Genomic DNA, 12,931 nt, shown 5'->3' on the forward strand with positions numbered 1-12,931 from the left:
GAAACTATTTGATGAGCTTGGTCTTAAGGGTCTTGCGATGATTGGGTAATACAAATCCGAGCGCTCAAAGCCAGATCAGACGGGCATTTGAGGACTATTCACATTGATAAATGAGAAACTTCCGCTAAATGATATATAAAGGCGTTTCTGATGGCTTTTCCCTAAACTTCCGGGTTATGCCACCGAAGGGATTCTATCACACCTTGACACCCCGCGCCAAGCGGAAATCCATTCCAGGGCGGAACCCTCTAAGCCCCAATTCTACTGGGCTTTTTCGTAAGTCCGGTTTCTCGGTCGATGTAATCCTTGACCCGCCTTACGAAATCATCAAGCTCCTTCTCATCGTTTGGGATAGAATCTAAGAATTTCATCGATTTTTCCTGCTGTCCGGGCGAAAGACCATCTGCAAAGTCCGTTATGGTCTTTATGAACTTCTGCTTGATATCTGTGCTTTTGGACATAAAAGTACCTCCGATCCTTGTATGAATTCGCTATTGAAGCAAAAACCCCGGGTTACCCCGGGGCATGCACTACCCTCGTTTATGGTGTAGCATCAAGCTAGATACTGGTCGAGGTCTTCCAGCTTCTCGATCTCGAATATGTTTTCGGCAATTGTCTCAAGGGTAAGCACATCCTGTGATTTGATCTTCTCAAGGTATTCGGTTGGGAGCTTTTTGAATTTTTTACGAAGCTGCCGCAAGGTGATCTCAGAAAGGGCTTCCCTTTTGCCTTTCTCTATGCCTTTTTCTATGCCTTCTTGAATGCCTTCTTCTTTGATTAACTGATATCCGGCGGACTGTCTGATATCAAACATATCCATAACCCCCTTGAAAATCCTCTCGATAATCACCTTGCCAAATGCCAACCCAGCGAAAATCTCCGTCATAACCAGGGTCTTCTGTTTTTCCTCAAGCTCCATAGGGCTATCTATAATGTCATCCACACATTCCCTCAAAAACCTGTCAGGTTCTTTTTTGCGATTTTCCCTTTCGGCGAGAGGCAAAAGCGCGTATAACTCGGGTATCTTTGATGCCTTGAGGGAATCTCGCGTCAATGAACCGATATCCACTAATCTGTACTGGTAATCGAGCCTGCCGAGTTCACCCCTGTGATACGATAAGCTGTTCTTCATGTGGGGCGGGGAAGCCCCAAGGTAGAGTAAGACCTGATACGGGAAGTCCCCATATAAGTCGCATACTTCGATCGAATAACGGAGCATCCTTAAATGCATTTTTGAGTCGCTCGTTGTCTGGAACTCTAGGTGGCAAATGGCCGGCCCTTGTGCCGTTAGTCCCCTCACCACCAGGTCAGATGACCTTTTCTCAAGGAGTTTGAATTCTATGTTAAGAGTCTCGGCATCCTCCAGGGTTATGCCGCTGAAGTATTCAACCAGGGCCTCCTCGTTACCCGCGAATAAATGCTTGATGGTTGTATCGTATTTCTGCCCCGTCTGTTCCGGCAAATTAACCCCTCCCGACCTGGTTCTAACTTTAGTCTACCACATTTATGCAAAGGTCACAATTGGCCTTGAGTAGCTATATTAGTCGTAGCTATATTAGTCCCATCTTCTTCAATGCCTCATTAGCTTTATCTATCGTTTTCGGGGCATCCTCGGGAAGATAGATCATGGCTCCTCCTTCAGCTGGTTTCATACGACATTGCCTTCATCAGCGAGCCTCTTGGTCAACTTTGATAGGATCGGTATTATAAATTGGCCATGAAATCGTCCAAGGAAACTCTCGCCTGACGCAAAATCCCCCGTAACGTGCCGGCTGCTGAGCCTGTCAAGAATGCCGTTCTTATCTCATGGGATGGGGTTCAAAGAGATCATCTACGTGAGCTGCTGGACGCAGGGCAGCTGCCTAACCTCAAAGCCCTCATAGCAGAGGGCACAATAGTGGGAATAGACGTAACCCACAAAGCCGATACCAAAGCTGGCCACGCGCAGATGCTCACAGGTTATGGTCCAGAAGTCACAGGCGTATACAGCAACTCTGTCTACCAGCCAATCCCTAAAGGATATACAATTTTCGAGCGGCTTGAAGATGCATTCGGGAAGGATAATATTGCAACGATCATGATTACTGGCAAGGGAGGAAACCTCGGTTCGAAAGGACCCACTTCAGAAGAACCCTTAATCGCGGAGCTTTTGTGGAAGCAGTTAGAGAAGAAGGGCGTGTCTCGGGATCAGGTATTGGAGAGACTTAAAAAGGTGTTCGGGGACGACAAGGTAAGGCGTGCCATAATCTCTATTATCACAGAAGCCCCTTCCAAAGTTCTGAAAAGGTTACCTTCAGGATTTCAAGGATCGCTCGAAGGCGTCAAGGCGAAGCGCGGTTTCGCTATGCAATCCAATCGAGGTGAGTCTTTCTACAACGTAAAACCAGCTATCGATCTCTTCCAGGGCGACAAGGCAAGGCTCGCTGATGAGGTAGGGAAACTTGCTCTGGATAGCCTGGATCAATATGGCAAAGGACGATTCTTTGCCTTCTTCCATTTCTCCGATCCAGATCATGCCGGCCACAAATATGGGGAGAATTCTCGCGAATGCTCAGATGCCATTATAGCAGCAGACAAATGGCTGGGACGGATAGTGGAAAAGCTGAAAGGACTGGGGATGTATGAGGAGACGCGCATTTACGTTACCTCAGATCACGGTTTTGATGAGGGGAAGACCACTCATTCTATGGCTCTCTATGTGTTCCTTGCGACGAATGACCCGGCGATTGAACGGAGGGGTGACCAGAGGGATATAGCGCCTACGATCCTCACCTGTATGGGAGTCGACATTTCCGAGGTTAATCTGCCACTTCCCGGGAGACTCCTGACAGATCCAGAAAAGCCCTGGTAGTTGGTGAACCTTACGCGGCAAATCCTTGATTTCTAAAGCTTCATTCAAGAGGGGCAGCCCATACGGTCGGGCTGCCCCAAATACTATCCAGCCAAAGATGTATCTGACCTGTCAGGTAATGGTCAGCCCCATTTATTGGCGGTAAGGACCATCTGCACAAGACTCATTACCTAAAAGCACAAGGTAGGGCGTTGCCATCATGTTTCTTCCATGAGCATCCCCGCCCTACCTATATGGCTATGGCATCCATCTGGACTATTATCTCAACAGAGTACTCGTTCATGCCGCCTTAGCGGTACCATCAGAAGGATGAAAATGCCTTTGGCGAGCACACCTGTTTTCAGTATAGTCCAGTGAAGATAGCCATTATGGGTCTACCTGTACCGCGCCAAATTCGACGCTACAGACTCTGTTGAGCGGGATGACAATTGCCCGGACAACTTCCTTTTCTACTAATTCTCCGCCGCTTATTGTCTTCACCAAGATGCATCCCTTATTAAAGCCTACTAAGATCAGAAACCCATCAACTATCGTCAAGATCTTTGCGTTCAGGGCTTTCTTGCAGCAATCATCACATTCGAATTCGACGGCAATGCACTGCTTAAAGGGATCACCGAAGTCCTCAATTGCCTCGAGTTCTTTGAGTGCCCTGAGTAACGGTTCGGTGAAGATTCCCGTGTTTGCTACTTCTTCCATTATATGAATTCCCTCCATTCTCGACCGCACCATTGGGATTGGTCGACATGACAATTACAGAGCGAGTAAGTCTCTGCGTTAATAGAATATGTTCAGTGCCTGAGATAGGTTACTTGGACAAGATCTGCTGCATCTCCTCGAACTCCTCATCATCCATCTCTATGGGCAAGTCCTTCACATATATCTTTTCCCCTTCTTCACCTATCCGGCACTCGAAGACGCTAATGTCATCGTCCATCTCGTCAAACTCCCATCTTTCCGCCTCGGATATAGCCTCATTTGGATCAGCTCATCGGCTGTCTTGAACCTCTCGACCAGGGGTTTTTGCCCTTCTCGGACAAGGAAATCCAGAAGCTTTTCAATTCCCGCTTCCTCAAGATTCGGGTATAACACTCTGACTACTCCTTCCTTGGAAAGTAAAAAGCCCGGGATTTTTCCCGGGCGGCGTAACATGGGGGTTATATGGACTCACCAACCGGAGGAAAATCCTCCGGTTTAGGCTATCCTTACGAAACACTCCCATATTGCTGGATGATGCCACCTGTCAAGGGTGTATTCTAAATGTTCTTTTGCCTCATCTTCTGTGGGGAACCACCTATCTCGGAGATCATGGGTATCCCCATCTACAAGGATCGGAATTAGGATCATGCTCTTCGAGCCAGGCTTCATAGTCGAGGTCAATGCCTTCCTCGTCGAAAAGCCACTGTTCTAATTCACTAAAATTCAGTACTCCCGTGGTAATTCGAGAAGGATACTCAGTAGCCTTTACGTATGGGTTGTAGTTCAACATGTGAAAATCTCTCCCTTCGAAATTTTCCTGGTATCTTGGGCCGCCGGCTAATAGGGCACTGAAATGAGAAACCCGCCCTTGCGGGTGGGCAATTACCTCCTCACATGTCCCGGCCATTCAAATTCTGCATCCCATATTCCCACATAGTTACTCTGCCAAATCTCTATACTCCTGGGGAGTCTTTTTAGTCCCCATACTTTACGGATCTTCTGACGGGCTTCTCTTCCGTTATTTGCATATACATCGTATGGATAGAATGTATCGGCAAACCTGTAGTAAAAATGCTTTGCTTGACCACTATTCATGGGTAACCACCTTCTCTATAAATGGATTCTTGAATCTGGCTTTCTCCAATTCCTCTTCCTTCGCACCACCCATCTTCGCCAAAATCCAGGCATCTTTACTGCCCTGTTTTAGCCCTCGAAACATGGCCGAATAATAATCTCCCCATTGTACCTCTCTTGCGGTGCTGCCAATCTTGTTCACCACCCGGTTCATGGCCCTCTCATATTCTTCGGGGTCGTCCAAACTGAGGCTTTCTTCTCGAGCCTTACGGAGAAGGTCACGAGCATTGTTGCCTACCCATTCGCCGATAGGAACGAGAACCCCTCCCACACCCCCTTTTATATCTCAACCCTCTTTTAAACCCTTTTTCTCTCCTTCCGAGCCTAAAGATTTCTTCCATAATAAACCATGGGAAATTGCATTTTCTAAGGACGAGAGAACTGTTCTAACCAGATTTCATGCAGGTTTGCGCCGATATTTTTGTTCAACGAAAAGGTACTGGGGCTTCAAATACAGTAATGACGCGGGTTTGCGAGAACATAGAAAATGAGTGTAAGCGTCAAAAATGAAATAGTCCGCAACTTGCCCAAAGTACCTTAAAGCCAGTAATGACGAGAATTTGAGGCGATTTCTGGATATCCGTTTGAGAACACTTCTTTTTGTTAGGATGCTAGTTTTTGAAAAAGAATTTCCAGTTCGGGGTAACGCCAGTAACATAGAAGGGGAGGGATCTATGATTTATCTTGTCTAAACAACAGGAGTGCAGGATTAATAGCTTCGGCAAAACTCAATAACCTATCTGTGAATTCCTATCATGCCTCCGGGGGACATTCATAATATCCTTCTTTTTCGTTCCTTGAACCGGGCTAATAGGCCTTCTCGAAAGGGTGACACTCACTTTCTTCGGATGGTGCGCGCTGGCATAGCTACCGCTATGCCTGAACTGCCACAAGCCCATTGCCGTAATAAGGCGTAGGCCAATACCGGCGAGAAACACCGCTATGAGGAGTACCCACCTGAACATGCCTATCGCCTCCTGAAGGAAATATCATATCACAACCCGTTCACCCGCCCGTCATAGGATATACAAATATCCGAAGTAAAGCCAATCAACTCTTTTCTGATTTTATTATACACCCCAGACATAATCTTACAAGAGCCTTCTGTTTGAAATGGAAATTCTCGATAAGGGATGGCGGTTTATGCCATAATTAAGGAAGGGAGATGATACTATGGGGAAAGAGATACGTATCTTGGGTCTTGGTCAGTTTCCGGAGGTATCGGTTGGCGACGATCTGGCTTCTCTAATAGTTGACGCTGTCGCCCGGGAGGGAATTTACCTCCAGGACCGGGACGTGGTGGTTATTGCTTCGAAAATAGTATCGAAGGCTGAAGGCAGAGTTATTCCTCGGGACAGTGTTAAGCTGGGGATGGTTGCGAGAAGAATCGGCAGAGTAACCCGAAAGGATCCAAGAGAGGTTCAGGTAATACTGGATTCTTGCCAGGGGATAGTTGGGGTCATCCCGCTCGGGCTTGCACTTAAGTATCTCGGGGTGACGCCGTTTTGGGGAGACCCTGAAAGGGTAAAAAGGGCAATTGAGAAGGAAAGCACGCTGCTTATGACGCTTATGCTTGGAGGCGGGCTGGCGACTGATGCTGGCATAGATTGCTCTAATGTTCCGGAGGGGTTCTGCCCGCTTCCCCCTAATCCCGATGCATCGGCGAGAAGGATTCGCGAGGATCTGCGACATCTGACGGGGAAAGAGGTAGCTGTCATATTGACGGACACCGAGTTTCGCATTCTAAGACAGGGAACAACGGATATAGCCATAGGAGTAGCTGGCATGGATCCAATAAGAAGGCAATTTGGAAACCTTGATCGTTTCGGCAGACCAAAAGTGGGGGGTATGGATGCAATAGCGGATTTGATCGCTGGAGCCTGCGCCCTGGTAATGGGACAGACGGCGGAGGGCGTGCCTGTAGTCATTGTACGGGGCGTGGATTATGCCGCCGATACAAATAAGGCTACGAATCTGGCAATGCCGGCCCGATGGTTGCAGGCTGGTATGCTGTACTTTTTCTGGTCCAGATTCAGGTTATGGCTTGCGCGCTACACAGGGATTTAATACTGTATCGTCATGAGGAAACAGCAATCTCAAGAGACGCTTCCATGGGCCATCCCTGGACAAAAGAGTAGGGTCTTTGGCTTCTTCCCCGCGGCCACGAGAATCGACATTAACCAATTGCCGCAAAACCCGATCAAACTTGTAAGAATACGATTCTGATTTGAGCGCCCGCGGGAAATCGTAGAGAGATCCCTGCCTATGAACATCCGGGATGACATCGTTCATCGTCCTGGCCGAGGATTTCGGAAAACCAGGAGAAAAAGAAGCTGGCGGTGGATAGGCTCAAAGATGAACTTGCCAAGCTTGGTTTCCCACTGCCTGAGTAGGTGCAGAAGTATCAGGACTTCATCCTGGGAACGGTGGTGGATGTAGTAGTGGCGATCTTGAACCGTATAGGTTTTTTCGAGCATACAGGGACTCAAGAGCCCGACTAGAAGCCAGCGTGAAGCTGAACCCGTTTTCCGTAAGGGTTGGATATCATGTACCGGCTGGCAGGCTCCCCGGAGAGAATCCGGAGGAACTAAATGATTCGGCAAGAGAACAAGCGTTGAAAGATGTTATTGACCATATCCCACAGGTGCGATTTGAACATTGATTTTTTATAGCCCGGCCCTTCGAGGCCGGGGTTTTTTTGTTTAATTTTAAGTATCGGAGCAGGAATACGACCGTGACATAGACTTTCTGGTGACGGGGCAGCAGAAGTTAACAAGGATGAGTTGGTCAAAAGATGGTGCTAATGCCTTCTGTGCACTTACGGCCCTGGGGTATAAAACGGCGAATGGTGTATAGGTATTGGTGCGGTCAGGTGGCGATTTAACTGACAAACCCATCCCTGGGGTTATGCGCGGTAAGCAATTTTTTCTTTGGATACATCCAGACCGACGTATTTTGTGGTATTATTCATTGTACCGGCTCCCTTTCGTATGTAGCTCTGCACTAAGTGCATGTACATTTAGTGTAACCTACGGCTTACAAGTTACAAGAATGGGAGCCGGCTTCGTTCATTATGACTTGTATAGACCTTGCGTCTGTCTTTCTTGTTCAAACTGGAGCATACGCCATCTATGTTTTAAATCTTCTTATACAGTTACAGTCTATTTCACGCTACCATTGGGTTTGGATTATGCTCTCCTACCAATTCAATTTGGTTCAACACCCCATAAGATGTTCACTTATATAAAGATCGAGTTCCTCATAATCCCTCGCAGCTATCAATTGCTGCTCAAGATCTCGATCCGAGGTTCTAACTTTCTCAAGAAGATCTTTGAAGAGCCTTATGCTGTTGGCAAGGTGCTTGGTGGACAAATCCCGAGGTTGCGTCCTTATCACCTTCACATCGAGGCCTACGAACTCACCGTTTCTACCGTACCCGTTTTCATCCAGGACGCGAACCTGGTTAAACGCAACCCTCAAATTGTCACTGCCAAAGGACTTATCCTGATCAAACTTCAACCCGTTCTGCCCATTCAAGTGAACACTCCAGAGCTTACCGTGGGCTAGGGCATACCCCATCTCGTCGGAGGGATCAAGACCCGCAAGGATGGCATGAGCGCTTTCAATCAGGCCCCCGACCCTGGCTGGGTCGGCACTCATGTACGCCAGAGCCAAAGCATGACCTATAGTAGGAATATATGCATGATCCATGGGTTCATTTGGCTTAGGTTCGATAAGAATCCTGATTCCTTTATCATATTCAAGCATTCTATTTATGGCGTCAAGGATGTACTCTACTGATTTTCTGGATGCCTTGGATTCTCTAATATAGGTACCTTCCCGCGCAAGCCAGAGGACAATATTCCTCGTCCCGAGTTCCCTAGCTATATCTATTGCCAAAAGGGAACGACCTATAGCCTGCTCCCTCAACTTGAGATCATTCGCAGTATAGGCACCATCTACGAATTCCCTCGCCTCCCAAAGCCTTGGAGCCACAAACTCAGCTACCAGACCGGCATCATCCAATAGCTTCTTAATCTGGCGAGCACGTGCCAAGATCTCAGGAGTAGACATATCAGTGAGCCCGGGAACTACGTCGTCATCATGGAACTGGACACCATCAAAACCTAAATTCTTTAGGAACCTTATCTTTTCCTCAAATGTAAAAGGCTCTCTAACCGCGGGGCCGAAGGGGTCCGCACCCTCATGAATATTCCATGGGCCTGCGGAGAATCTGTACACACCCCCTAATACTGGATTTTCTCCTAATACTTTCTCTTCCGCCATCTTATCATTACTCCTTCCCTAAGGTTTTGCTTGGGTAAATTAATACTACTCTGTCAGATCTGCAGTCATTGCCAATTCAACAGGCCCAGCTGTAGTATTCTACTAAAAACAGTGTCTTCGACGGCACTTAGGCTATTACGTTGCTAGAGGGTTCCTACATAACAGGGCACTACTGAGAGCGTCGATTTTCTCCAATCTGTGGCAAGATGGTACAGCCCGATGCTATTGGACTGTAGTAATTCTACATTGCGTAGGCGCCTATTACTAACTACCTGGGGAAAACCGACGCCCTCAGTACTAGCAATCCACTAAGAAACCCCGTCAGGAAGCCGATTTCCATTATCCCTCTATTATGAAAATCCACGCTAGCCCTTGAGAGATGCCAGCACCAGCGCCGCAAGCTCGACCGCTATCGCCGGCGCCCAGAGGGAGTTCTGTACCTTTGCGAAGCTGGCCTTGAAATAATCCACGGTGAGCACCAGGCACAAGTGAGCCGGCGATAACATCGTCCCCACAAACCCGCTCACAAAGGCGAAAGTCACGTAAGAAAGATTCACGCTACCTGCAGTGATCAATATCCCCATAATAAGTGGAAAGGCGATGCTTGGCACTGTGACCCCGAGACCGGTTGAGAATGCTACCAAAAACGGCAGGATAAATAGGAGAAACATAGGTGGAATTCCTGTTACACTCAGGAACGTCGATATTTGATTCAACGCACCGCTAGCTACGAGAATGTCCCTAAACAACATCACGCCGAGCACAAGGGCTACTACATTCCGGGAAAAGGCCTCTCTCACAAGGCTCCACGCGTCTCTTAACGAATATCTCCCCACGATCATCATAACGATGAGGACGGCCGCAACAGCAGCTGATATATTCAGCTTCAGGATCGTGACGCCCACTACGACCGCGATGACAGGGCTGAGGGCAGCCAGCGCATCAAACACACAGGATACCTTCCCTGCCGCCATATCCGGTGTTCCCGCCGCAGTCCCCTCCGACGATATCGTCCCTTTACGCGTCATTCCCTTAAATGCAGGAATGATCCCCGCCGCAATTGTAATCGGCACCATGGGGACCATCCCTATGATAAGCCGGTCCAGACGCAAATCCAGCACCTGGCCCGCCACGATAATGGAGGGATAAATCGGCATGACACACTCCCAGATATGCCTGTACCAGTAATTGATAAATGCCTTGCGCTCGGGCGGGATCTCGAGGTTGGCCGTAACCTGATGAACCAGAGGCGCTGAGAATCGCGCCCCACCCGCCGATGGTAAAAGCCCGAGGAAGGCCGGTAAGGCGGCCATGATGATGCGCCGGTCCGAAATCAGGGCATGGAGGGCGCCTACCATCCTCTGCATCAGTCCTGCGCGCCTCATTGCGTGCTCTAGAAACGCGATTAAAACCAGGGCCGAAATAAGATCCAGAGTATCGGGGGATGTGGCTGACTTCACAGCGATTGCGCCCAACGCGGCGGCTCCCATTCCGAAGCTGACACCGAGGATCACCGCAGCTACGAGTATTACAAGCCCGAGGTTAAGGTTACGACGCAAGAGAACTATCATAAGCAGGCAAACTGCAATAAGGCATAAAAACTCTAACATAACATTCTCCTATTCAACTATTGGTTCACTTCTTACTTACTTGTTGCTTGAATTTTTTCGATAGGCTACCGTGAAAATGACCCAGCTATTCCTGGTGAACTCGCGAGTCAACAACCGTTTCCCGAGATTGAATCTACGTTGCCTGGCGGCATTTTCATTGCCTATGGAACCCATAGCGGCATGAGGGTTACGGCATATTCATAAGCATATCTACCAAGATATCAGAAGCCATCTCAGCATTTCTGACATCAACCACCTCAATCGGCGAATGAGAGTATCGGCGAGGGATCATTAGTGTTGAACAACGAAGTGCCGGGTTAACCTCTGAAGCAATGGTAGTATCCGTAAAGGTCCGAGCATATATGTCCGGATTCAACTTCACCCCCAACCGTTCGGCCGCAGCGACAAGCATTTCGTCAAGTTCCTTGTTAGAATACAGTACTTTGGCAGGATAAAGGCTTCCAACTGGCTGACTCATTTGGAATTTACGAAGAACTGGACCTTCGCTGAGGCCTACGATCTTATGGCGGTCGAAGGCGGCATCATTGGCAAAAGCGGTATCCAATGCTATCATGAAGTCCGCTTTCAATCTGGATGATATATATGCAGCCCCTTGAGAGCCCACTTCCTCACGTACCGATCCTACAAAATAAACGTTGCAATTCAAATCTTGTCCCATCAATCGTTTCGCAACATCTAATAAAATGGCACAACCAACCCTGTCGTCAACAGACTTACTTGCCAAGAAACGCTTTTCTTCGTCTAACCAGCGAGCATTCGGAGCGAACGTTATAGGATCGCCTATAGCAACGGATTCCTGCCTGTTTCCCACATCTATCCAAAGCTCACCACTGCCAGTTTCTTCGAAATGAGCCGAAGCTGAGCATATCACCCCGGTCACGTCACCATCGCGGCCTATTATATTAACAGCGGTCCCCATGAGCACCTTTTCGTTTATCCAGCCAACCCTCTCAAACCACACATATTCATCCACATCCCGAACAACTAAGCTCACCTCATCCATATGGGCCATGAGGATGAGACTTACGTTTCCACGTCCTCGCCTATAAGCTATAACGTTGCCTATAGCATCAATCTCAATTTCGTCGACGTATTGTCTTAAGTTCTTGGAAAGATATGTGGCCACCCTATCTTCATGACCAGATGGTGCGCACAGCTGTACGAGTTCGAAAAGAGATTCACGTAACACCTTCTTCATTCTCCCCTCGTCAAGACGTTTGGGCCAATTCATTGGCAGCAAACAGATTCTTTCGAATCCAGCTGTCCAGCTCTGTACTCACACCTTAATGACCCGTCGGCCTTCTGACGCACGGTAGGCAGCGAAAACTATCTCCTGATTACGAGTGCCCTCGCAAGCGTTTAAGAACGGTTCCCTGTCTTCCCTTATACACTGATTTAGATATCCAACCTCCGCTGAATACATATTGATAATCGGAAACTCCAATTTTGTTTCTTCTCCGTCGAGGTTAGCAAACAATCGGCCCTCTGGAAGCTGGCCAATGGTCTCTTCACCGCGAAGGCACCCCTTGGTCCCATACACCTCGAAAACATGTCTCGCTCCCTTGACATTGAAACAGGAATCCACTATCCCATGCGCTCCACTCTTAAACTTGAGCAGGACTGTTGCTGTATCTTCAACGTTATAGTCAGCGTCCAAAGTATCCACGAAAGCCGAAACTTCAACCACTTCTCCCAGCCAGTACCTCAATAAGTCGATACAGTGGATCCCCATATCCATTAGCGAGCCACCACCGGCAAGCTCTTTACTTTGTCTCCAGGTTCGTTCACCATTTGGGCCCCATTCCACCTTATAGTGTGAAAGTTGTGCTCTCGCCATAATCGGTTTTCCAATGATTCCGGAATCGATCATTTCTTTTACTTTCCTATGGGCACCATGAAATCGCATCATGAACCCGATCATAAACTTAACGCCTTGCTTCCGGCACAAAGAGTCTATCTCTTTGCATTGATCAATGGTCAAGGCCATAGGCTTCTCACATAGAATGTGCTTCTTGGCTTTAGCTGCTTTTACCACATTCTCATAGTGCAGAAATACTGGGCTGGCAATGTATACGGCATCCAACTCAGGCAATGCGAGGAGATCATCGGTACGATCGAAATAGTAGGGACACCCGTACTTTTTCGCTATTTCCTCCGCTTCCCCCAACCGCTGGCTAGTAACCCCTATTACTTTCGTATCGGGTAATTTGATCATCGCCGGGATCGTTCGTTTATTAGCGATACCATATGCCGAAATCACGCCCCATCGAATGGTTCTATCGGAAAACACTTTCCTTCACCTTCCTGTACAAATGTTCAGTCCCTTTTAGCT

General features: G+C 48.1%; 12 protein-coding genes. 2 read left to right on the forward strand and 10 right to left on the reverse strand.

From position 1 onward, the window contains the following. Positions 1–248: 248 nt before the first annotated feature. Both HPY71_13135 and HPY71_13140 read right to left on the reverse strand, forming a co-directional pair. Positions 249–461 carry a hypothetical protein gene (locus HPY71_13135; protein NPV54438.1) on the reverse strand — a complete coding sequence of 71 codons (213 nt, stop codon included), beginning with the start codon at positions 459–461 and terminating at the stop codon, positions 249–251. A gap of 92 nt (positions 462–553) precedes the next feature. Further along, positions 554–1,462, reverse strand: a complete 909-nt coding sequence (locus tag HPY71_13140; protein ID NPV54439.1) for a DUF4351 domain-containing protein — start codon at positions 1,460–1,462, stop codon at positions 554–556. 303 nt (positions 1,463–1,765) lie between these two features. Between HPY71_13140 and HPY71_13145 the strand changes: the two genes are divergently transcribed. Further along, positions 1,766–2,851, forward strand: coding sequence for a sulfatase-like hydrolase/transferase (locus HPY71_13145; GenBank protein NPV54440.1), 1,086 nt, complete (start codon positions 1,766–1,768; stop codon positions 2,849–2,851). Positions 2,852–3,217: 366 nt separating this feature from the next. Here HPY71_13145 and HPY71_13150 read toward each other — a convergent pair whose 3' ends face one another. From HPY71_13150 to HPY71_13165, 4 genes are all read right to left on the reverse strand, one after another. Further along, a complete protein-coding gene (locus tag HPY71_13150) occupies positions 3,218–3,547 on the reverse strand; it encodes a hypothetical protein (protein ID NPV54441.1) in 330 nt (109 codons plus the stop codon). A gap of 882 nt (positions 3,548–4,429) precedes the next feature. Beyond that, positions 4,430–4,642 (reverse strand): hypothetical protein, encoded by a 213-nt coding sequence (locus HPY71_13155; protein ID NPV54442.1) that lies wholly within the window; start codon positions 4,640–4,642, stop codon positions 4,430–4,432. After that, the gene (locus tag HPY71_13160) at positions 4,635–4,952 is read right to left on the reverse strand and encodes a hypothetical protein (GenBank protein NPV54443.1); all 318 of its coding nucleotides are present in this window, start codon (positions 4,950–4,952) and stop codon (positions 4,635–4,637) included. Before HPY71_13160 ends, HPY71_13155 begins: the two co-directional genes overlap by 8 nt. Before the next feature lie 457 nt (positions 4,953–5,409). Next, complete coding sequence (locus tag HPY71_13165) at positions 5,410–5,646, reverse strand: hypothetical protein (protein ID NPV54444.1); 237 nt, start codon at positions 5,644–5,646, stop codon at positions 5,410–5,412. A 208-nt stretch (positions 5,647–5,854) separates the two neighbouring features. Between HPY71_13165 and HPY71_13170 the strand changes: the two genes are divergently transcribed. Next, positions 5,855–6,748: a coenzyme F420-0:L-glutamate ligase gene (locus tag HPY71_13170; GenBank protein ID NPV54445.1), complete on the forward strand. Its 894-nt coding sequence runs from the start codon at positions 5,855–5,857 to the stop codon at positions 6,746–6,748. A 1,149-nt stretch (positions 6,749–7,897) separates the two neighbouring features. On the opposite strand, the gene HPY71_13175 is transcribed toward HPY71_13170, so the two are convergent. From HPY71_13175 to HPY71_13190, 4 genes are all read right to left on the reverse strand, one after another. After that, entirely contained in the window at positions 7,898–8,968 is a 1,071-nt protein-coding gene (locus tag HPY71_13175; protein ID NPV54446.1) for a TIM barrel protein, read from the reverse strand. 365 nt (positions 8,969–9,333) lie between these two features. Then, positions 9,334–10,539: a DUF401 family protein gene (locus HPY71_13180; protein ID NPV54447.1), complete on the reverse strand. Its 1,206-nt coding sequence runs from the start codon at positions 10,537–10,539 to the stop codon at positions 9,334–9,336. A gap of 226 nt (positions 10,540–10,765) precedes the next feature. Next, entirely contained in the window at positions 10,766–11,797 is a 1,032-nt protein-coding gene (locus tag HPY71_13185) for a M20/M25/M40 family metallo-hydrolase (GenBank protein NPV54448.1), read from the reverse strand. A 78-nt stretch (positions 11,798–11,875) separates the two neighbouring features. After that, positions 11,876–12,889, reverse strand: a complete 1,014-nt coding sequence (locus tag HPY71_13190) for a Gfo/Idh/MocA family oxidoreductase (GenBank protein ID NPV54449.1) — start codon at positions 12,887–12,889, stop codon at positions 11,876–11,878. Between the last annotated feature and the right edge of the window lie 42 nt (positions 12,890–12,931).

Source organism: Bacillota bacterium (assembly GCA_013178125.1).
Classification (GTDB): Bacteria; Bacillota; SHA-98; order Ch115; family JABLXJ01; genus JABLXL01.